General features: G+C 38.2%; 21 protein-coding genes and 1 other annotated feature. Of the genes, 16 read left to right on the forward strand and 5 right to left on the reverse strand.

The window, feature by feature from the left end; translation table 11 throughout:
- The first annotated feature begins 122 nt into the window (after positions 1 to 122).
- Together acsA and tyrS are read left to right on the forward strand one after the other, a co-directional pair.
- Positions 123 to 1,838 (forward strand): acetate--CoA ligase, encoded by a 1,716-nt coding sequence (gene acsA, locus ACFX4N_RS20165; protein ID WP_192099940.1) that lies wholly within the window; start codon positions 123 to 125, stop codon positions 1,836 to 1,838.
- A 139-nt stretch (positions 1,839 to 1,977) separates the two neighbouring features.
- Positions 1,978 to 2,188, forward strand: a binding site (T-box leader).
- A 75-nt stretch (positions 2,189 to 2,263) separates the two neighbouring features.
- On the forward strand, positions 2,264 to 3,523 hold the full coding sequence (gene tyrS / locus ACFX4N_RS20170) for a tyrosine--tRNA ligase (protein WP_013059486.1): 1,260 nt from the start codon (positions 2,264 to 2,266) through the stop codon (positions 3,521 to 3,523).
- 74 nt (positions 3,524 to 3,597) lie between these two features.
- Here the strand turns inward: tyrS and rpsD are convergent, their stop codons facing one another.
- Together rpsD and ACFX4N_RS20180 are read right to left on the reverse strand one after the other, a co-directional pair.
- Positions 3,598 to 4,200, reverse strand: coding sequence for a 30S ribosomal protein S4 (gene rpsD, locus ACFX4N_RS20175; RefSeq protein WP_013059485.1), 603 nt, complete (start codon positions 4,198 to 4,200; stop codon positions 3,598 to 3,600).
- A gap of 416 nt (positions 4,201 to 4,616) precedes the next feature.
- Positions 4,617 to 5,096, reverse strand: coding sequence for a GAF domain-containing protein (locus ACFX4N_RS20180; RefSeq protein WP_013059483.1), 480 nt, complete (start codon positions 5,094 to 5,096; stop codon positions 4,617 to 4,619).
- A 217-nt stretch (positions 5,097 to 5,313) separates the two neighbouring features.
- Between ACFX4N_RS20180 and refZ the strand changes: the two genes are divergently transcribed.
- On the forward strand, positions 5,314 to 5,961 hold the full coding sequence (gene refZ / locus ACFX4N_RS20185; RefSeq protein ID WP_013059482.1) for a forespore capture DNA-binding protein RefZ: 648 nt from the start codon (positions 5,314 to 5,316) through the stop codon (positions 5,959 to 5,961).
- Here the strand turns inward: refZ and hisJ are convergent.
- Complete coding sequence (gene hisJ / locus ACFX4N_RS20190; RefSeq protein ID WP_013059481.1) at positions 5,953 to 6,747, reverse strand: histidinol-phosphatase HisJ; 795 nt, start codon at positions 6,745 to 6,747, stop codon at positions 5,953 to 5,955. The two genes, refZ and hisJ, sit on opposite strands and share 9 nt — an antisense overlap.
- A 213-nt stretch (positions 6,748 to 6,960) precedes the next feature.
- Here hisJ and ezrA point away from each other — a divergent pair, with 213 nt between their 5' ends.
- From ezrA to ACFX4N_RS20215, 5 genes are all read left to right on the forward strand, one after another.
- Positions 6,961 to 8,652, forward strand: a complete 1,692-nt coding sequence (gene ezrA, locus ACFX4N_RS20195; RefSeq protein ID WP_013059480.1) for a septation ring formation regulator EzrA — start codon at positions 6,961 to 6,963, stop codon at positions 8,650 to 8,652.
- Positions 8,653 to 8,923: 271 nt separating this feature from the next.
- Positions 8,924 to 10,066, forward strand: coding sequence for a cysteine desulfurase family protein (locus tag ACFX4N_RS20200; protein ID WP_029319982.1), 1,143 nt, complete (start codon positions 8,924 to 8,926; stop codon positions 10,064 to 10,066).
- A gap of 6 nt (positions 10,067 to 10,072) precedes the next feature.
- Entirely contained in the window at positions 10,073 to 11,284 is a 1,212-nt protein-coding gene (gene thiI / locus ACFX4N_RS20205) for a tRNA uracil 4-sulfurtransferase ThiI (protein ID WP_377262289.1), read from the forward strand.
- A gap of 88 nt (positions 11,285 to 11,372) precedes the next feature.
- The gene (locus ACFX4N_RS20210; RefSeq protein ID WP_013059477.1) at positions 11,373 to 11,561 is read left to right on the forward strand and encodes an alpha/beta-type small acid-soluble spore protein; all 189 of its coding nucleotides are present in this window, start codon (positions 11,373 to 11,375) and stop codon (positions 11,559 to 11,561) included.
- Positions 11,562 to 11,684: 123 nt separating this feature from the next.
- The gene (locus ACFX4N_RS20215; RefSeq protein ID WP_328142497.1) at positions 11,685 to 13,277 is read left to right on the forward strand and encodes an amidohydrolase; all 1,593 of its coding nucleotides are present in this window, start codon (positions 11,685 to 11,687) and stop codon (positions 13,275 to 13,277) included.
- Positions 13,278 to 13,300: 23 nt separating this feature from the next.
- Here the strand turns inward: ACFX4N_RS20215 and ACFX4N_RS20220 are convergent, their stop codons facing one another.
- A complete protein-coding gene (locus ACFX4N_RS20220; RefSeq protein ID WP_013059475.1) occupies positions 13,301 to 14,101 on the reverse strand; it encodes an NAD kinase in 801 nt (266 codons plus the stop codon).
- A gap of 149 nt (positions 14,102 to 14,250) precedes the next feature.
- On the opposite strand from ACFX4N_RS20220, the gene sppA reads away from it, so the two are divergent.
- The 8 genes from sppA (at position 14,251) to ACFX4N_RS20260 (ending at position 21,554) form a co-directional block, all read left to right on the forward strand.
- A complete protein-coding gene (gene sppA / locus ACFX4N_RS20225; protein ID WP_013059474.1) occupies positions 14,251 to 15,261 on the forward strand; it encodes a signal peptide peptidase SppA in 1,011 nt (336 codons plus the stop codon).
- A 10-nt stretch (positions 15,262 to 15,271) separates the two neighbouring features.
- Positions 15,272 to 15,775 (forward strand): RDD family protein, encoded by a 504-nt coding sequence (locus ACFX4N_RS20230; RefSeq protein WP_013059473.1) that lies wholly within the window; start codon positions 15,272 to 15,274, stop codon positions 15,773 to 15,775.
- Between the two features lie 327 nt (positions 15,776 to 16,102).
- Positions 16,103 to 16,801, forward strand: a complete 699-nt coding sequence (locus ACFX4N_RS20235) for a DUF2953 domain-containing protein (protein WP_013059472.1) — start codon at positions 16,103 to 16,105, stop codon at positions 16,799 to 16,801.
- 13 nt (positions 16,802 to 16,814) lie between these two features.
- Complete coding sequence (ytfJ, locus tag ACFX4N_RS20240) at positions 16,815 to 17,282, forward strand: GerW family sporulation protein (protein ID WP_013059471.1); 468 nt, start codon at positions 16,815 to 16,817, stop codon at positions 17,280 to 17,282.
- A 137-nt stretch (positions 17,283 to 17,419) separates the two neighbouring features.
- Positions 17,420 to 17,953 carry a thiol peroxidase gene (gene tpx / locus ACFX4N_RS20245; protein WP_042452765.1) on the forward strand — a complete coding sequence of 178 codons (534 nt, stop codon included), beginning with the start codon at positions 17,420 to 17,422 and terminating at the stop codon, positions 17,951 to 17,953.
- A 147-nt stretch (positions 17,954 to 18,100) separates the two neighbouring features.
- Positions 18,101 to 19,093, forward strand: coding sequence for a class I SAM-dependent methyltransferase (locus tag ACFX4N_RS20250; protein WP_029319991.1), 993 nt, complete (start codon positions 18,101 to 18,103; stop codon positions 19,091 to 19,093).
- A 196-nt stretch (positions 19,094 to 19,289) separates the two neighbouring features.
- On the forward strand, positions 19,290 to 20,480 hold the full coding sequence (locus ACFX4N_RS20255) for an acetate kinase (RefSeq protein WP_013059468.1): 1,191 nt from the start codon (positions 19,290 to 19,292) through the stop codon (positions 20,478 to 20,480).
- A 231-nt stretch (positions 20,481 to 20,711) separates the two neighbouring features.
- Positions 20,712 to 21,554: an EcsC family protein gene (locus tag ACFX4N_RS20260; RefSeq protein ID WP_029319993.1), complete on the forward strand. Its 843-nt coding sequence runs from the start codon at positions 20,712 to 20,714 to the stop codon at positions 21,552 to 21,554.
- 25 nt (positions 21,555 to 21,579) lie between these two features.
- Here ACFX4N_RS20260 and ACFX4N_RS20265 read toward each other — a convergent pair whose 3' ends face one another.
- Entirely contained in the window at positions 21,580 to 21,894 is a 315-nt protein-coding gene (locus tag ACFX4N_RS20265) for a hypothetical protein (RefSeq protein WP_029319996.1), read from the reverse strand.
- Between the last annotated feature and the right edge of the window lie 189 nt (positions 21,895 to 22,083).

Genomic DNA, 22,083 nt, shown 5'->3' on the forward strand with positions numbered 1-22,083 from the left:
GTTGTCATATAACAAGGGAGACTATTATCCCAATTCCGACAAATAATTTTTATAAAATTGTGAAAAGTCTATTTTTGTTATATAATAGGTTTGTAAATTTTATACATAAGGGGGAGTTTGTGATGAAGGTGGAAGCGCTTCCTGTAATTGAAGGGGTATACAACTTACAGGACTATGATAAAACGTATCAAACCTTTGACTGGTCACAAGTGGAGAAGGAATTTTCATGGCATGAAACAGGTAAACTAAATGCAGCTTATGAAGCAATTGATAAGCACGCAAACTCTACGCGTAAAAATAAAGTTGCGCTTTATTATCGAGATGCGCAGCGCAATGAAAAATATACATTCAAAGAAATGAAAGAATGGTCAAACAAAGCCGCAAACGTGCTAAAACAAACAGACGTAGAAAAAGGAGATCGCGTGTTTATCTTTATGCCTCGCTCTCCGGAACTTTATTTTGCGTTGTTAGGCGCGGTAAAGCTTGGCGCTATTGTTGGGCCTTTATTTGAAGCGTTCATGGAAGGTGCAGTAAAAGATCGTTTGCAAGACAGTGATGCAAAAGTGTTAATTACAACGCCTGAATTGCTGAGCCGCGTTCCGGTGAAAGATTTGCCAGCTTTAAAACACATTCTCCTTGTAGGGAAAAATGTAGAAGAAGAAGGCATTCAACTAGATTTTCTGAAGCGATTAGAAGCGGCGAATAAAGAGGTGGAAATTGAGTGGGTAGATAGAACAGATGGTATGCTGCTTCATTATACATCAGGTTCAACTGGCAAACCAAAAGGCGTACTTCATGTTCACAACGCAATGCTTCAGCACTATCAAACTGCAAAGTGGGTACTCGACTTAAAAGATGACGATGTGTATTGGTGTACAGCAGATCCCGGTTGGGTAACGGGGACTTCTTATGGGATTTTTGGTCCTTGGCTTGCTGGAGCAACCAATGTGATTGTAGGAGGACGATTTAGTCCAGATGCATGGTATCAAGCACTTGAAGATTTTGGCGTAACGGTTTGGTACAGTGCACCTACAGCTTTTCGAATGCTAATGGGTGCTGGTGATGACTTAGTTAAACGCTATGATTTAAGCAATCTCAGACATGTATTAAGTGTGGGAGAACCGTTAAATCCTGAAGTGGTACGCTGGGGAATGAAGGTGTTCCAAAAACGTATTCATGATACGTGGTGGATGACTGAAACTGGCGGTCAGACGATTTGTAATTATCCGTCTATGAAAATTAAGCCAGGATCTATGGGGAAACCAATTCCAGGTATACAAGCAGCAATCGTTGACGATCAAGGACAAGAGCTTCCACCTTATCGAATGGGTAACTTAGCAATTAAAAAAGGCTGGCCATCTATGATGCATACGATTTGGAACAACAAAGAAAAGTATGAGTCATATTTTATGCCAGGTGATTGGTACGTATCAGGTGATTCGGCGTATATGGATGAAGACGGTTATTTTTGGTTCCAAGGCCGAATCGATGATGTTATTATGACGGCAGGAGAACGCGTGGGTCCATTTGAAGTAGAAAGTAAGCTTGTTGAACACCCTGCTGTAGCAGAAGCGGGTGTTATTGGTAAGCCTGACCCTGTGCGCGGGGAAATTATTAAAGCATTTATCGCACTTAGAGATGGGTATGAATCTTCAGATGAACTGATTGAAGATATTCGTCAATTTGTGAAAAAAGGGTTAGCTGCTCATGCAGCCCCGCGTGAAATCGAGTTTAAAGATAAGCTACCTAAAACACGAAGTGGTAAAATTATGCGTCGCGTTTTAAAAGCGTGGGAATTAGATTTGCCAACGGGCGATTTGTCAACGATGGAAGACTAAGGAGTAAATGTTTCAATCTTTGTAGGGAAAATAAGTGATTTTTATAAAGTTCAAACAGCCAGCTGTTTGAACTTTTTTTTGGACTTGAATTTTAAAATGAAATCATTCATAATTGTGGGGTGTAAACTTTTAAATAAAATAAACTGCAGTGATAGGAAGAAGTAATACTTGTCTCCCTGTTTAAGAGAGCTGATGGTTGCTGAAAATCAGTACATAGACAAATATGAAATACGTCCTTGAGCATCTTTTGTGAACTTACAGTAGCAAAAGACGGGTAGACCGTTACATCATTTAAGTGGGAAATAATTTATTTCCAAATAGGGTGGTACCGCGATATTTTCGTCCCTTCTTTTTTAAGAAGGGGCGTTTTTTATGTTGTTCAACAAATTGTAACGAGCAATTAGATAAAGGAGAGAATATATAACATGGATATTTTACAAGATCTTGAGTTTCGAGGGCTCATTAACCAACAAACGGATGAAAAAGGTTTAAGTGAACTTTTGAGTAAAGAGTCTGTTCGTTTGTACTGCGGATTCGATCCGACAGCCGACAGCCTTCACATCGGCCACATGCTTCCTGTTTTAATTTTACGTCGCTTTCAACAAGCTGGACACCAACCAATTGCATTAGTTGGTGGAGGTACGGGTCTTATTGGAGATCCAAGCGGTAAAAAAGCAGAGCGTACGTTAAATGAAAAAGAAACGGTTGCCATGTTTAGTGAGCGTATTAAAGGTCAGCTTTCACGCTTCTTAGATTTCGAAGAAGGTGAAAATGCAGCAGTTATTGCAAATAACTATGACTGGATTGGCTCATTAGATGTTATTACATTCCTACGAGATATCGGTAAAAACTTTGGTATTAACTATATGATGGCAAAGGATTCTGTTCAATCTCGTATCGAATCAGGCATTTCATTTACGGAATTTAGCTACATGATTTTACAGTCATACGATTTCTTGAATTTATACCAAACATATAACTGTAAGCTTCAAATTGGCGGCAGCGACCAATGGGGAAATATTACGGCTGGCTTAGAATTAATTCGTAAATCAGAAGAAGATGCAAAAGCATTTGGATTAACAGTTCCGCTTGTAACAAAAGCGGACGGGACGAAGTTCGGTAAAACAGAAGGCGGAGCAATTTGGTTAGACCCTGAAAAAACAAGTCCGTATGAATTCTACCAATTCTGGATTAATACAGATGATCGTGATGTTATAAAATATTTAAAATACTTTACATTCTTATCACACGAAGAAATTAATGAATTAGCAGCTTCTGCAAAAGAAGCTCCTGAAAAACGCGAAGCACAAAAAGCACTAGCGGCAGCGATGACTACGCTTGTACACGGTGAAGAAGCTCTTGAGCAAGCAATTCGTATTTCGCAAGCTTTATTTAGCGGAAGTATTTCAGAGTTAACAGCAGAAGAAATTAAGCAAGGATTCAAGGATGTTCCTTCTTACACGCATACAGGTGAAAATATTGGTTTAATTGATTTACTTGTAGAAAGTAAAATTTCTCCTTCTAAACGTCAAGCACGTGAAGATATTTCAAACGGTGCGATTTACTTAAACGGTGAGCGTGAACAAGATTTACAAAAAACAGTAGGTGCAGAAGATCGTATTGAAGGTCAATTCACAGTGATTCGTCGAGGCAAGAAAAAATATACCCTTATTCAATACGCATAAAAAAAAAGGCCGAAAGGCCTTTTTTTATATATAGACAGCAAAAAAGCCGCTCCATAAGGAACGGCTTTTTACTATTAACGAGAGTAGAACTCTACGATTAGTGCTTCGTTGATTTCAGCAGATAATTCAGAACGCTCTGGTAAGCGAGTGAATGTACCTTCTAATTTCTCAGCGTCTACTGTTAAGTAGTCTGGTACGAAGTTGTTAACTTCAAGCGCTTCTTTCACGATTGAAAGGTTGCGAGATTTTTCGCGAACACCGATCACTTGACCAGGTTGTACACGGTAAGATGGGATGTCAACGCGTTTACCGTCAACTAAAACGTGACCGTGGTTAACTAATTGACGAGCTTGACGACGAGTGCGTGCAAGACCCATACGGTATACTAAGTTATCAAGACGAGCTTCTAAAAGAATCATGAAGTTCTCACCGTGCTTACCAGTTAATTTACCAGCAGCAACGAATAAGTTACGGAATTGACGCTCAGTTACACCATACATGTGGCGTAATTTTTGCTTTTCTTGTAATTGTAAACCGTACTCAGAAATTTTCTTACGTTGACCTGGGCCGTGTGGACCTGGAGCGTAAGGGCGTTTTTCTAATTCTTTACCTGTACCACTTAGAGAAAGACCTAAGCGACGAGAGATTTTCCAACTTGGACCTGTATAACGAGCCATGATGACTCCTCCTTGTTTGTGTTTTTATTTTATGCAAAACAAAAACAGACACATTCTAGCGATATGCTCATTTTGTTTTCATGTACCATCGCTCTAGCAGCAGAGAGTTACACGATACACCATCTTGTTAAAAGAATTGCTACTTCTGTAAAACAATCTTTTAATGAGGAACAAAATGAAAAAACATAAAGAAGATTGTATAAGCTGCAATATTTCACACAACGAGTATTATAGGTGTTTCCTCGTATAAAGTCAAGGAAGATTGAAGATTAAAAGAATGTAAAAGAAAGGATATATTCTTTTGAAGTATGAAAGAAGAAGAAAGAACGTAAGAAAACGGTGGTGATGGGCTAATCAAACGTTTGTTTAATAAGCAAAAACCGCTGATTTGCAGCGGTTTTTTTGCTTATTCATATTCAAAGAAAGGAAGTGAGTTCTTTGACGAATTCTTCAAGATACTGTTGATCGATCTCATCAAAGCGATTTTTGATTGGACTGTCAATATCAAGAACACCTAAAAGTTTACCATCTTTCACCATTGGTACAACGATTTCAGATTGAGAAGCAGCATCACATGCAATGTGGCCAGGGAATGCATGAACATCTTCAATTCGCTCTGTTCTTTGATTTTGAGCTGCTGTACCGCATACGCCTTTTCCAAGTGGAATGCGAACACAAGCCGGCAGCCCCTGAAAAGGGCCGAGTACTAACTCGCCGTCTTCCATTAAATAAAAGCCTACCCAGTTTACTTCATTTAAAAATTGATTTAGTAAAGCTGAAGCATTTGCTAGATTAGCAATTGTATTGCTTTCTCCTTCTGATAAGGCGCGTAATTGCTTAATTACTAATTCATAATCCTTTTGTTTTGAGCCGCTGTAGTTTTCGACATTAAACAATGTATTCTCCTCCATTCAACATAAGATTTAATGAGTTTTTATCAGGAAACGTCAGTTTTAACGCTACTTTGTCGATAAAAGATTACAGGAACTAAAAAGCCTATCACGAATTATGTAGAGAGGCTACTAAAATCCTTTTTAAATACTGTAACGATTTCTACACAATTTTGCAATCATATGTGTTTTGTAAAAATAAATCGAAATGAGGTGTAGATAGATGGCTGTACAGTCAAAAACGAAAGAGAAAATTATTGATGCGGCTGTTTCTCTTTTTAACGTAAAAGGTTTTGATGGTACGTCGGTGCGCGAGATTGCAGGAAAAGCGAAAGTGAACGTAGCGAATATTTCATATTATTTTCATAGCAAAGAAGGATTGCTTGAAAGTTTAGTGATTTCTTATTTTGAAGGTTATATTGGGGTACTGGAGCAAGCATTCCAAGAAATGAAAAAGCTGTCTTCAACAGAAAGTATGATCGTGATGATTCGAGCTATCTTACATTACCAGCACGAAAATAGGCATATTGCCCGGCTCGTATATAGAGAAATCTCTCTTGACACGATTTTAATTCGAGAAGTTATGACTACGTATTTAACCAAAGAAAAATACTACTTAAAAACAATCCTTGAAAGAGGGATGAAAGAAAAGGAATTTCGAAAGCTGCACGTTTCCTTTACAATCATTGAGCTTAAGGGCATGCTGTCTATGCCTTATCTTCATCCTCAGTACCTAAGTGAAGTTCTTCATATATTGCCTCACGAACCGTATTTTGTTCAGCAATATGCGATTGAGCTTGAGCAATGGGTGCACACAACGGTATGTTTGCCATATGAACGGACAAACAAACTGCGCGTTCAATTATCCTAAATGGAGCTCTCCATAGCCTTGGCCTAAATCCTTCGCACAGTGGGCGTCTGACCCATATACGAGAGGGATTTTTTTCTGTTGGGCTGCTTTTACGACAAAGGGAGCTGGATACGCTTCCTTGCACAAAGGCTTAAACAACCCTGCACCATTATAATCCAAAGCCAGATCTTTCATTTTTATTTCATCGAGTATTGATAAAATAATAGGGGAAAGTGTGTCTTCATATGGAAAGCGAGTTTGAAATTTATGTACGAGTGTCATATGACCAATGCGCTTAGGCTTATAAACGCCTAAATTGGCCTGTACAGAGCGTAATACCGTGTTGTAATACTTATCATATACTTTGCTTACGCTGCCAAACTTCTGTACAATATGTGCAAATACGTCAGCGCTAAAATCTAGGCAGTCATATCCTTCTTCATGTTTTAAGAAGTGGACAGAAAGTATGCTGTCATCGAGATAAGGACCATATTCGTTTAAGAAATCTGTTGTTTCGTGTTCAAATCCTTCAATAAAGTCAACTTCCAATCCGATATTAATACGAATATCGCGCTCAAATTCTTTTTTAACTTGCTGTACGTTTTGAATGTAGCGATCAAGTTTGTCAGGATCCATTCCGCTGTCGCGATCAGGCGTCGGATCACTGAAGCTTTTTGGTAATGGAGCATGCTCTGTAAACGAAATCTCCCCAAAGTTCAGGGAAATCGCCTGTTCAACATATTGTTGCAATGAATCAGGTGAACCGTGTGGGCAAAATGGAGTATGAATATGTTTGTCAACTTTCATAAAAAATGCCTCCTTTTTTCTTCTTTTTCCATTGTAACGACACAAAGTGACTCCATGCCAATATTTTGTATAAAAAAATTTAATTTTTTGCTCAAAAGTTGGACTTTACATGGTATCATAAAAACATTGACGCAAAAAAATTTAAAGGATTAAATTCACCCTTTTTATAAATAAGAAACTTGTCATGTAGAACGCACTGTAAGGGGGCTTAGTATGGAATTCATTATAGCACTAATCATACTTATTATCGGATTAGTTGTGTACGGAATGTTTTCACGTAAAAAGATTTATCAAGAAATTGATCGCCTGGAAACGATCAAAGTCGAATTAGCAAATACGCCAGTTGCAGAGGAAATTTCAAAAGTAAAAGAATTGAACATGACAGGTCAAACTGAAGAGCTATTTGAACGTTGGCGTGAGCAGTGGGATGAAATTATATCAACTAATCTCCCGAAAATTGATAAAGAACTGTTTGAAACGGAAGAAGCAGCGGATAAATACCGATTTAAAAAAGCGAAGCAGTTATCTATACATATTGATCAAGCCTTAGAACAAACCAAGATAGATATTGAAAACATACTTACTGAACTTCAAAATTTAATTGGTAGCGAACAAGATAATCGATATGATATTGAGGAATTAAATCAGCTTCACCGCCATGTGAAGAAAAAATTGCTCGCACATCGGTATTCCTATGGAAATGCTGAAAAAACGTTAGAATACGCAATTAATACATCTAAAGAGCAGTTTAAAAAATACGAGGAAGAGACGATTAACGGAAATTATCTTCAAGCACGTGAGATTGTTCTTCAATTAAAAACTGATTTAACAGCTATTGATTCGTATTTAGAACAAATTCCAAAAGTGTTAGTTGAGTGTCAGACCACTCTTCCTGTTCAGTTCAATGAACTGCTTGACGGGTTCCGCGAAATGAGTGAGCAGGGCTATGTGTTAGATCATCTGCAAGTAGAAGAAACGGTAGAGCTTTTAAAACAAGAAACTGCTGAAATTATTGCAGATATTGAAGAATTATATGTGGAAGAAGCGATTACAAAACTAGATGATGTGAACGAACGCTTAGAGCAGTTATATGACTCACTTGAGCATGAGGTTTTCTCCTATCATAAAATGAACCGTGAATCTCATACGGTATCTAACTTCCTTCGTATGCTTCAAGAACGAAACCGTGAACTTCGTGAAGAAACGCTATTTGTACAGCAAAGCTATCATTTTAAAGAGCGCGATTTAGACGTATATTATAAAATGGACCGCGAACTAAAACGATTGACTAACTTGTACTATAATATTTCGGACAAGGTGGCGGAGCACAATTTAGCCTACAGTGTGATCCAAGAAGAACTCGAAGACGTTTCCAAACAGCTTAACCAATTAAAAGAATCTCAGGAATCCTATAGCGATATGCTACAAGCTCTTCGCAAAGATGAGCTCTCAGCTAAGGACAAAATAGAAGAACTGAAATCTCAGTTGATTGAAGCACGACGCCTTATTCAAAAAAGCAACCTTCCTGGTGTTCCTGAAGAATATAAAGTGCAGCTTGAAAAAACGGTTCATATCTTAAATGAAGTAACCGCTAAGCTGAAAGAAAAACCGCTTAATATTCAAGCTGTTCAATCTTTACTTGAAGATGCTGTTGGTTTTGTTCAGGATACATTTGATGAAACAGAGGCAATGTTAGAAGAAGCGCGACTCGTTGAAAGAGTGATTCAATACGGTAACCGTTATAGAAGTACTCATCACTCAATTGCACAGTCTTTAGAAGAAGCAGAAGAAGCATTTCGTCATTATGAATACAAAGAAGCATTAAAACAGGCATCTGCAGCTATTGAGCAAGTAGATCCTGGTGCGCTGGATCGTATACAGCGTATTGTATCTTCACAGAGTTAAAAAGCTCGTGTCCAAAGGACACGAGCTTTTTTATGATGCTTTTCTTTACATACTATCTCGTATCTCTTTCAATGCTAATGGTATAGTCTATAAATACGGCAGCAACTGTTAGGATAAGCAAGGGGAGACCTTGCTTATAAAGTGGCAAATAGCTTTGAAAAGATCGTCTATCCTTGTTATGATTACTAAGGCAAAACCTAATTTAAAAAAGTATCAAGGTATGTTATGATAATACGTTGTTCCGAAAAAATGAAGAAGGGGGCGCGCATCCTTGATTTATTTAGATAATAGCGCTACAACAAAACCCTATAATGAAGTCATACAATCTTTTACCAAAGTAGCTACAACTTATTATGGCAATCCATCCTCCCTCCATCAATTTGGCGTACAGGCAGAGAATTTGTTGAGCCGTTCGCGTGAGCAAGTAGCAGAATTGCTGCACGTATCGTCAAATGAAATTATCTTTACATCTGGAGGAACGGAAGGGAATAATTTGGCTATTAAAGGCGTAGCGATGCAATATAAAAGCCGAGGTCAGCATATCATTACGACAAATATTGAACATGATTCTGTTCATGAACCATTCAAGCAGTTAGAATCCCTAGGATTTAACGTTACGTATGTTCCGGTAGATTCCAGTGGTTTTGTATCACCTGCGGCTATTGAATCAGCTATTACGGATGAAACCATTTTAGTATCTGTTATGCATGTAAATAATGAGATTGGCACCATTCAGCCAATTGAAGAAATTGGACAGATGCTGACGAACTATTCCAAGGTGCTTTTTCACGTCGATCATGTGCAGGGGATTGGAAAAGTTCCGCTTTCTTTAGCGGATCATAAAATTGATTTATGCACATTATCAGGACACAAAATTCACGGCTTAAAAGGGACGGGAATTTTATATAAACGAAATGGAGTTCAGCTTCATCCGCTGCTTAGCGGAGGCTCTCAGGAAATGCAGCATCGATCAGGCACGGAAAATGTGCCGGGAATCGTAGCATTTGCTAAAGCACTCCGTTTAACACTTGAACATGCTGCTCAAAATCAGCAAAAAATGCGGAAAATAAAAGCAGAACTGATGGACAAACTTTCTGCTCACGAAAGAATCACGATTAATACGCCGAATGAGCATTCGGCACCTCATATTATAAATTTTACAGCACAAGGTATTAAAGGTGAGGTTTTTGTTCACGCTCTTGAAGAAAAAGGAGTGTTTGTATCCACTACATCTGCTTGCTCATCAAAGCGAAAAAAGCCAAGCAAAACGCTTTTAGCTATCGGTAAAAATTACGAAGAAGCCGATCAATCCATTCGATTAAGCTTGTCAGGCTTAAATGATTATAATGAAGTAACGCCCATTGTAAATGCTATTTTCACAGTAATTGAAGATCTAAAGAAAGTAATGAGGTAAATGATTATGATATATAACCATATTTTAATTCGGTACGGAGAAATCTCAACCAAAGGACAAAATAGAAAAAAATTTGTTGCCCAGCTAAGAAAAAATATCGTAACGGCTCTTAGTGCATTCCAAAATATTCACGTAAAATACACAAGAGACCGCATGTATATTCACTTAAACGGTGAAAATCACGAGCCTATCATCGAACGTCTTCAGCAAATCTTTGGTATTCAGAGCTTTAGTTTAGCATTAAAAGTTGAAAATGAGCTTGAAGCGATTCAAGAAGCAGCGTTAGAAGTAATGAAAGAATTTGATATAGAAGGAAAAACATTCAAAGTATCTACTCGGAGAGCGTATAAACAATTTCCTCTTGATACAAACGAATTAAATTATGCAGTAGGAAGTCATATTCTACGAAATACAGAGCATCTAAAGGTAAACGTAAAAGAACCAAGCGTAAATGTACGAGTAGAAGTGAGAAGTGAAGCAACGTATATTACATGTTTTGATTATCGCGGAGCAGGAGGTCTTCCAGTTGGTACGAGTGGAAAAGCGATGCTGATGCTTTCTGGAGGAATTGACAGCCCGGTTGCAGGATACTTAGCCATGAAGCGCGGTTTAGAAATAGAGGCGGTTCATTTTTACAGTCCGCCTTTTACAAGTGAACGTTCTAAGCAAAAAGTCATCGATTTAACGCAAAAATTAACGGCTTATCACGAAAAAGTAAAGCTTCACATTGTACCGTTTACAGCTGTACAGCAAGCGATTCAAAAGCAAATTCCAGAGAATTATACCATGACCTCTACACGCCGTATGATGCTTCGAATTACGGACCTTATTCGTGAAAAAAATGAATCGTTAGCTATCGTAACTGGCGACAGCTTAGGGCAAGTAGCTAGTCAAACGGTTGAGAGCATGTATGCGATTAATGAAGTGACTAATACGCCAATTTTGCGTCCGCTTGTAACAATGGATAAAACGGAGATTGTTGAAATTGCCCGCAAAATTGATACACATGAAATTTCGAATCGACCGTATGAAGACTGCTGTACAATTTTTACGCCAAGCTCACCAAAAACGAAGCCAAAGCGTGAAAAAATAAATCGATACGAACAATTTTATGATTTTGAAACATTAATTCAAGAAGCGGTAAATAATGTAGAAACGCTTGAGATGACAGCTTCTTCGTCTACAAATACCGCAGACAGCGTAGAAGATTTGTTTTAAAAGGTAAATTTCATAAAATTACCAAAAAAATAATGTATGATGCCATGTGTTTTGACACAATCTATATTCAACAAGGAGGTGAAAACACATGGCAAACACAAACAAATTAGTAGCTCCTGGTTCAGCAGCTGCTATCGACCAAATGAAATACGAAATCGCTTCTGAATTCGGTGTAAATCTTGGACCAGAAGCAACAGCTCGCGCTAACGGATCTGTTGGTGGAGAAATCACTAAACGCTTAGTTCAAATGGCTGAGCAACAACTTGGTGGTAAATAAGTCATATTAACTAAATAATGATGGCTAAAAAGAGTGGGGGAAACCTCACTCTTTTGTCTTGTTTGTTTTGTCACGTATAATAGAGACAAGATCAAGCTTTATAAAGTAAAGGAGATGTTGGCGATGGGGACTTTATTTTACGGCGGCAAAATATATACGATGCTAAAAGAAGGTGAGCATGTAGAAAGCTTATATGTTGAAAAAGGATTCATTGAAGATATAGGCGCAGAAGAAGATCTAAGAATCAAATGGGGTGCTGAGATTAACAAAGAAGTACACCTCAAAGGATATCCAATGTATCCAGGCTTTGTAGATAGCCATCTTCACTTAATTGGTCACGGTGAAAAGCTCCTTAGGCTTGATTTGTCTCAAGCTACTTCTAGGGAAGACGTGCTGATGCGCGTTCGGCAAAAAGTAGAGAGTACACCAAAAGGAGAATGGGTAATTGGAGAAGGTTGGGATGAAAATCAGTGGGAAGATTCCTCTTTGATTCAGTATCAAGATCTTGATCAACTTTCAACAGAACATCCTATTATGTTGAAGCGAGTCTGTCGTCACGGATTAGTAGTAAACGGGACTGCTCTTAAAATAGCCGGGATTACAGCTGAAACACGCGACCCGGAAGGAGGTATTATCCAGAGGGATGAAGCGGGAAATCCTACCGGTTTTTTGGCTGATCAAGCGCAAGAATTAGTAACGGCTCATATTCCTCAAGTATCAGAAGCATACATTCGACAAGCTCTTTCAGTAGCCATTAAAGATTGTATTCAGCACGGATTGACGGGTGGACATACGGAAGATTTAAATTATTATGGAGGCTTTTTACGTGCATATCAAGCATTTCAAGACGTTATTCATAAAGAAAAGCAGCTGTTTCGTGCTCATTTACTTGTTCATCATGAAGCTGTAGATGATATGTATACATACGTTGAAGAAAAGAAAGACACATCTGCTTTTATTGAAATAGGACCAATGAAGATTTTTGCTGATGGTTCTCTCGGCAGTCAATCTGCTCTTTTAAGCTTTCCATACAAAAGCGACCCTTCTACAAGAGGTGTAGCTATTCAATCACTAGATGAATTAAAACAGCTAGTGAGAAAAGCAAGAGAATTGGGCATGACGGTTGCAATTCATGCAATTGGTGATTTAGCGTTTCAATATGTAGTAGAAAGCATCGAACAATATCCTCCTCAAGCAGGGCAAAGAGATCGTATTATTCATGCGCAAATTCTACGAAAAGATTTAGTTCATCGTGTAAAAAAGCTCCCGGTTGTGCTGGATATCCAGCCTCGGTTTTTAGCCAGTGATTTTCCATGGGTTATTGAAAAAATTGGAGAAGAGCATTTGGACTATTGCTATGCGTGGAAAACGTTATTGGACGAGGGCGTAATGTGTGCAGGCGGATCGGATGCGCCTATTGAACCTATCAATCCCATGTTAACGATTCATGCAGCAGTTTCTAGAAAAACTTCTCCGAACAGCTCGGTCGTTTACATACCTTCTGAGCGACTCACTGTATTTGAAGCTGTTCGGCTGTTTACATTAGGAAGCGCACAGGCCATTCATCAAGAGCATAAAAAAGGATATATTCAAAAGGACTATGTAGCTGATTTTACCATATTAGAAAGAGATCTGTTTGAGATACCTGCAGATGATATTCCAGGGGTACAGGTGCAGATGACTGCTATTAATGGAGAAATTGTATATCAAAAATAAAAAGCGCCCAAAGGCGCTTTTTATTATAGAAATGTACGCTTAACTCGTTGCCAGAAAGAGTTATCTTTCAGCTTAACCGTTTTAATTTGACGGTCGCTTAAACGAATTTGAACTTGATCAACTTGACGTGCATTTAATGCTTCGTTATCTATTCCAATAATTGGACTGTGGTTGTTGTCATTGGATAGTTTTAAAGTGAGCGTATGCTCAGCGCTTAGGATGAATGAAGATCCTAATGTACGATAGTTATTATTATTTAACGATGCCAATTCGCTGACTTGCATACAAGGAATTAACGGATCAACTACGGCTCCACTTACCGATTTATTATAAGCCGTACTGCCTGTTGGTGTTGAAATAATCATCCCATCCCCACGGAATGTTTCAAAGTGATTTTCATTAATAAAAACATCTAGACTGAGTGTTTTTATAACTCCTGATCGAATCGAACATTCATTTAAGCAATAAAAAGAAGTTCCTTGATCAATTTGAGTTTGTAAAACGGGAAATCGACGTACTTCTATATTTTCTGTCGTAATAGCTTCAATCATTTTATCCGTTTCATCGATATGAAAATCGCAGTAAAAGCTTAGTTGATCTGAAGTTGTGACACCAGCATATAAGCAGTCATCTCGAAAGCCAGATTGACGGACAGCCTGCAAGAAAGCTCCGTCACCGCCAATACTTACAATGATGTTAGCGCTGTCGAAATGGTCTACTACTTGAAAGTCATATTGTTTTGCAAGTTCAATAAGTGGACTTACGAGCGCCTTTGTTTCCTGGTTTTTTGGATGAAAGAAATAAACGTTGCGACGATTTGGCATAGATAGTTCCCCCTTGTTTGTCTGATATGTAAAATATTAGCGATAAAGTAAACTTTTTAAAAAAAGTTTGTTACAATAATTATAGCATTATTGCTTTAGGAATTAAAAGAATAATCTTTTAATTCTGACACCTAAAAAGGAGGATTTTCATGAACAAAAAAAGGTGGATTGCTCTTTTAATTGCGGCCTGCTTATTCATTTTTTCTGCGATTGTTAATATTGGTTTTTCAGTCAAAGAAGAAAAAGATGACGGTCTGGCAGGCATATTTGGAGGAGACGACAGTGAACTATCAGAAACAGTTATCGAAAAAGGGAATGCAGCTAAGAAAATTGCAGTGCTAGAGGTCAATGGAACGATTCAAGATACAGGAAGTGGTTCCTCTCCGCTTATGTCCCAAAATGGTTATAACCACCAAGCATTTTTAAAGCAGCTAGAGGCTGCAAAAAATGATAAGGCAGTTAAAGGAGTCATTATTAAGGTGAATTCACCGGGCGGCGGCGTCGTTGAAAGTGCTGAAATACATAAAAAAATTGAAGAGCTGAAGAAAGAAACGAAAAAGCCAGTGTATATTTCAATGGGATCAATGGCTGCTTCAGGAGGCTATTACATTTCAACAGCTGCTAATAAAATCTATGCAATTCCGGATACTTTAACAGGTTCACTAGGTGTAATTATGCAAAGCGTTAACTACGGCAAGCTGGCTGATAAACTAGGAGTAGAATCTGTTGTTATCAAAAGCGGGGCTCATAAAGATATTATGTCTCCAACAAGAGAAATGACCGGAGAAGAAAAAGAAATTATGCAAACACTTGTAGACAACTCGTACGATGGTTTCGTCAATGTTATCTCTGAGGGACGTCACTTGTCTAAAGAAAAAGTGCGCTCTATCGCAGATGGACGAGTGTACGATGGACGTCAGGCTAAAGAGCTGAAGCTGGTCGATCAACTAGGCTATTTTGAAGATGCGGTAACAGGAATGGAGAAAGATTATAAGTTAAAAGGTGCACAAGTAATTCAATACAATCAAGGATTCGGACTGCCTTCTTGGCTTTCAATGAGCATGCAAAAAGTAATAGGTGGAGATGAACAAGTCACTGCAATGTTAAAAACATTTGCGCAGCCAAGCTCTCCGCGTCTGATGTATTTATATGCAGAATAGAGGTGGGAACATGGAAAATCAGTCTCATTCAACCGAATCAAACGACAATATAAAACATGAGCCAGCGGTAAGTACGCCAATAGGTAGTGAATTCCATTATGCAGGCTTTTGGATGCGCTTTTGGGCATATCTTTTAGATCTAGCTGTGGTAGCTAGCTTGAACTCCCTGCTGATCAAGCCCATTTTCCATTTAGCAGGTATTTCTCGAGGAGATGGATTTTTTTCTCCCTATACGATTGTAACGGTTATTATCTTTTATGGTTATTTTGTTTTAATGACCAAGTATTTTGGACAAACGCTTGGAAAGATGGTGTTTGGGCTTAAAGTAGTATCGCTGAAAGACTCCACGTTAACTTGGCCTGTTGTGCTGTTTCGTGAAGGAGTTGGACGTTATATTTCTAAAACGGTTTTTTTACTAGGCTATTTATTAGTGGCGTTTTTACCTAAGAAGCAAGGAGCACACGATTACTACGCAGATACAACCGTCATACACGAAGGTACAATCAGCAGATAATAAAAAGGGGCTGGAATAAAAGGATTTTAGACGAAGTGAAAAACGAACCACTGATCAAGACTTTTGATTAGTGGTTCGTTTTTTTTGTTATGGTAAACGCAGGTTTCATTTGTTTAGATTCTTCTATCAGTTGATTTCCGTGCAAGACTTCGCCTTCCCCTCCAATCAACTGCGGTGTCACAAGCGGTTCAGCTCATGTATCCCATTTGTTCGTCTTGAGATTGGATTCATTTCGTTATATCATATCTCAACCTCTTTGTATTGTTTCCATAAGGTTTAATATTCTGTGTTTTGGAGATAATGTGAAGCTAAGAAGGAGTGAAGGATGTGCTATGGCTTTTATGGATATTGCTAGCACTTTTAATTGTTATTGTACTTATTGTATGGACAAAAATCACGCTGTTTGTAGATCTTCACCATGTCCGAGATAACGATTATTACAGAGTGAGACTCAGGGCTTGGTTTGGTCTTATTCGCTATACATACGAAATTCCGGTAGTGAAAGTGAAAAAAGATTCTCCTCGTTTGCTTGTTGAAAAGAAGAAAGGAATGGGTGATCAAGGAAAAGAAGACGAGAATTCATGGAGTGATTATTCTGTAGAAGACGGGCTAAGCATGTTAGAAAATGCGAAGCAATTCCTTGAACAGGTAGTCGGTTTTCATAAAATTTTTCGTCGTTTCTTACAGAAAGTGACGGTAAGTGATATTAGATGGCACAGCCGTTTCGGCTTAGGTGACGCTGCGTTAACAGGCGTACTTACCGGGGCTGTATGGTCTGCAAAGGGGGGCATAGTTGGTATAATCAGCCGTTATATGAAACTAAAAGATATGCCTGTAATGAGCGTTACTCCTGTATTTCAACATCTTTGGTCAGAAACGGTATTTGAGTGCATAATTTCTTTTCGAGTTGGTCAAGCTATTCTAGTAGGTTTACGGACCTTGAGATACTGGCGGCATACGTCCAAAAAGCGTCGCAAAAGATGGAAGTCGTCAAATAAGAACAAGACACACTCTGTGAAAACATAAGGAGGTTATCTTAATGGCAGAACATCCAATTAAAAGTTTAATGTCGACAGCTATGGAAAATTTAAAGGAAATGATTGATGTTAATACAATCATTGGGGATCCTGTAGAAACACCTGATGGAAGTGTTATTTTAACTGTCTCAAAAGTCGGTTTTGGTTTTGCAGCGGGCGGAAGCGAGTTTGGAGTAGAAGGGCATGCATCATCTTCTCCTGGACAGCATCAGCAAGAATCAGGTCATCCATTTGGCGGAGGTAGCGGTGGCGGTGTATCAATTACGCCAATTGCCTTTTTAATTGTGAGTGGAAGCGGAATTAAAATGCTTCACCTTAACGAAAGTACACATTTATATGAAAAGATTTTAGATACAGCCCCTCAAGCAATTGAACGCGTGCAGCAAATGTTTAAACGAAACAATCATCAGCAGGATCATCATAATCAACAAAATCAGCATCATGATAGTGCAAACGATTTTAATTTGTAGGTATAAAATAAAGCTTTGCTTGCTTCTTTGAATAGTAAAAGAAGCAAGCAAAGCTTATTTTGTTTGGTTTGTTTTCTAGCTTGGAGTGCCATGTTTTGTATGTCATTTAATTGCAATATAGAGACAGACAAGCTAATATGAACAGTGTACATACTTATTTAAAGGAGGAATTATTCGTGACTAAATTTAAAGGTAACGATGTAACATTATTAGGAAATCAAGTGAAGGTTGGAGACAAGGCTCCAAACTTTACCGTTTTAGCAAATGATTTATCAGAAGTAACGCTTGACAGTACAAAGGGTTCTGTTCGCCTAATCAGTGTAGTTCCTTCTATTGATACTGGAGTTTGTGATGCGCAAACTCGCCGCTTCAACGAAGAAGCAGCTAAATTAGATAACGTAAAAGTATTAACAGTAAGCGTAGATTTACCGTTTGCTCAAAAGCGCTGGTGTGGTGCTAATGGCATTGATAATGTTCAAACTTTATCTGACCACCGCGACTTATCTTTCGGAGAAGCATATGGTGTAGCTATTCAAGAATTACGCTTATTAGCTCGTTCAATCTTTGTGGTAGACTCAAATGACAACGTAACGTATGTTGAGTACTTACCAGAAGTAACTGAGCATCCGAACTACGAAGCAGCAATCGAAGCAGCTAAAACAGCTAAGTAAGATTGTCAGTGGCGTTCGGCAGAAGGCGGAAAACAATGTTTTTCGCCTTCTTTGTGTTTTAAGAAGTTTTTATGATAAAATATGTTGTTCCAAATAGGACGTTTACTCATTTATATAGATATTATTTCATTACACAGGAGGCAGAACATGAGTCAGTTAGCTAGTATGGAAAAGCTATTTGGTGTAATTGATCAAACAGCTATTATTTTAAGAAAAGAACTAAACTGCGTATATTTAGAAGCAGTAGCTGAAACGGGAGAAAATTTGTTTCAAGGAACTATTTTACAAGAAGAGCTAGATGAGGTAACTAAAAAACGTTTGAAAAAAGAGTACGATTCAATCACGCTTGATCATTTTGAAAAAGAAACGATTCGAAAAGCGTATCAGCTGGCTATTTTAAAAGGCATGAAAGAAGCAGTTCAGCCTAACCATCAAATGACGCCTGATGCTGTAGGACTATTTGTCAGCTACCTAGTTGGAAAGTTCATGGCAGGAAAAGATAAATATACGCTTTTAGATCCAGCAGTAGGAGCAGGGAACTTATTAACAACAATTTTAAATACACACGCTGCGTCAATTGAACACGTATACGGTGTAGACGTGGATGATTTATTACTTCAATTGACATATGTAAATGCAAATTTACAGAAGCACGGCGTTCAATTATTCAACCAAGACAGCTTACAGCCGCTTTTTATTGATCCTGTTGATTTAGTTGTCTGTGACCTTCCTGTTGGTTATTATCCAAACGACGAAGGGGCAAAAGAGTATAAGGTAAGAGCTGAAGAAGGTCACACCTATGCTCATCACTTATTTATTGAACAAAGCTTGCGTCATGTAAAAGATGGAGGATACGTAGTAGCCCTTATTCCAAATAACTTGTTCGAATCTGAACAGTCTCATTTATTACAGCCGTTGCTAAAAGAGGAAGCAATCGTTCAAGGAATCGTTCAGCTGCCGCTTTCAATGTTCAAACAAGAGCAGGCTGCTAAGAGTATTATCATTCTTCAAAAGCAGGGAGAAGGGGTAACAGCGCCTGATCAAGCGCTGCTTGTGAATTTGCCGAAGTTCAGTAATCGAGAAGCAATGAGTGATATTATGGCTCAAATGGACCAATGGTTCAGCGTTAATAAAAAGTAAGTCTTTTTCGAAAATAATGAATATTTTCCGGTAGCGTTTTCATGATGTATAGCTCTTGAAATCTATTGTCGTGAATGATTAAATGAATAAGGATAGAAATCGTGTCGAAATGCATAGAATATTGTAGAGATTACACTTTTATGTTCTGTTCGTTATGTTTATGATGCACGTATAATAAAGAAGGAGCTGTTTTTTTATGTCAAAAATCATGGCAATCAACGCCGGCAGTTCTTCACTTAAGTTTCAATTATTTGAAATGCCAAGTGAGACGGTATTAACAAAAGGTTTAGTAGAACGAATTGGTTTAGATAACGCTGTTTTCACGATCTCGGTAAATGGTGAAAAACAAACGGATATTACAGAAATCCCTGACCATGCTGTTGCAGTTAAAATTTTAGTTGAAAAGTTACTTTCTCAAAACATCATTCAATCATACGATGAAATCACTGGTGTAGGTCACCGTGTAGTACACGGCGGAGAGAAATTTGCTGATTCTGTTTTAATCACAGATGAAACACTAGCGGAAATTGAAGCTTTATCTGATTTAGCACCGCTTCACAACCCAGCAAACATTGTGGGAATTAAAGCGTTCCAAGATATTCTTCCAAATGTTCCAGCTGTAGCAGTCTTCGATACAGCATTCCATCAAACAATGCCAGAAAAATCATTCTTGTACAGCTTACCGTACGAGTACTATGAAAAGTATGGCGTTCGTAAATACGGTTTCCACGGCACATCTCATAAATATGTTTCTGAGCGTGCAGCTGAGCTTCTTGGCCGTCCAATCGAACAATTACGCTTAATTTCTTGTCACTTAGGTAACGGTGCAAGTATCGCTGCAATTGAAGGCGGCAAGTCAATTGATACATCAATGGGCTTCACACCATTAGCTGGTGTAGCAATGGGAACTCGTTCAGGTAACATTGACCCTGCATTAATTCCATTTATTATGGAGAAAACAGGAAAAACTGCTGACGAAGTATTAAATGTATTAAATAAAGAAAGTGGTCTTTTAGGTGTATCTGGTATTTCTAGTGACCTACGCGATCTAATCAAAGCAAGCGCTGAAGGCAATGAACGCGCTGAAACAGCACTTGAAGTATTTGCTAGCCGTATTCATAAATATATCGGTTCTTATGCTGCTCGTATGTCTGGTGTAGATGCAATCATCTTCACAGCAGGTATTGGAGAAAACAGTGATGTTGTACGTGCTCGCGTTCTTCGCGGTTTAGAGTTTATGGGCGTTTATTGGGATCCAGCTTTAAATAGTGTACAAGGAGAAGAAGCATTTATTAGCTACCCTCATTCTCCAGTTAAAGTTATGGTTATTCCTACAGACGAAGAAGTTATGATTGCACGTGACGTTACTCGTTTAGCGAATATTTAAGTTCATAAACTGCCTCTTCAATGCATGAATTCTCATAAATTGTCAGGCAAACTAACGAAAAGCTGATTTCCTTGTTAGGAAATCAGCTTTTTTATATAGCGTAAGTAGCCGACGGTTGAAAGAAGGTTTACAACGTATAGAAGAAAGTAATAATATAGGAAGCAAAATGTAACGGATGCATTATTTGTTATAATAAAAATAAAACTACTTATTTCTTGAAAGGGTGACATGATGATACTAACGAATCGCGAAGAACAGCTTTTAGAAGAAATCTATAAATGGGAAGAGAGCTTACAGAGTGTAGAAGCAACTGAGATGGAGTTATTGTACGAAGAGTGGTTAGAAAAAGGGCTTAACTTAATTCCAGCTTCTGTTCGTGAGACCTATTTACATAAAATTGATGAGGGACTCTTTCAGTTAACTGCATTAATTCAAGGTACGGAAATGCAAACTCAAGCGACAAAACGAATTATTGAAACCGCCCGTGTATTCAAAGAGGATATCACAGATCTGTCAGAAATGAATTCCCTTCAAGTAGATCAGCTTTCTTATATATGCGAACAGCAAATGGCCAAGCTTCGATTGTATGCGCTGAGTCAAGGAGCACTTTCAGGAACCGGACAATCGCTGCTAGTCGGTATTGATATACCTGCTGTTTTATGCATGAATATTCAAGCGGTGCAACAGGCAGCAATGAGCTACGGCTATCATATCCAGACTCCTTCAGAGCTTATGCTAACGCTAAAAGTTTTCCATGCAGCAACGTTACCTAGACACCTTCAGGCTCAGGGGTGGCATCAATTAAAGAGTGAGTTAAGCCAAGAATTTGACCCGTATTTTTATGAAGGTGTTGATCAAATTGTAGATAAAACGTGGCTGCAAAAAATCGTTGTGCAAATCGGGAAAACGCTAGCTATATTCGCTGCGAAGCGAAAAGTTTATAATCGTTTGCCAATTGTGAGTATGATGGTTGGCGGAGGGATGAATTATCGAATGGCCAAACAAGTGACAGATTATGCAAAGCGCTTTTACCAATACCGCTATTTGCTGGATAAGAAAAACGAGTCTCATTAATTTTTCATGAGACTCGTTTTTTTGTCTATCCGTGAACTTTTTTTGATATTTCCTCATTTGTTCGATACCAAATCCACAAATCATTAATAATAGAAGCAAGTTCTCCTATCTCGCTATTTAATTCACAAGAGCGGATAAAATTAGTCTCATCTTCTAACGCCGCTTGTTTTTGATTAATACTCTTTTCTAAAGATTGAATTTTGTCTGGAATCTGTCCCCGAATGGATTCCCATGTTAGGAGGATATCCTGCTGAACTTTTTCAGAATAGAATGTCCATTCTCTTTCAAGAGCAGGAATTTTTATACCGAGTCTGTTGTCATAAGTAAAAAAGCGCTCCATTTTTTCACCTCTTCCCTTCCATTTTATACAATGACAAAAGCCACAGCTACTGTAAATGAAAAATAAATCATTTATACTTGATTTATGCATATAAATATACACAGTATGTAAGAAAGAAATATTCATTCATGTCTATTTTTACAGTATTTTAAGAGATTTTACCCTATTAAATTAAAATAAATGTGAATT

It is taken from the genome of Priestia sp. YIM B13551 (genome assembly GCF_042787905.1).
Taxonomy (GTDB): domain Bacteria; phylum Bacillota; class Bacilli; order Bacillales; family Bacillaceae_H; genus Priestia.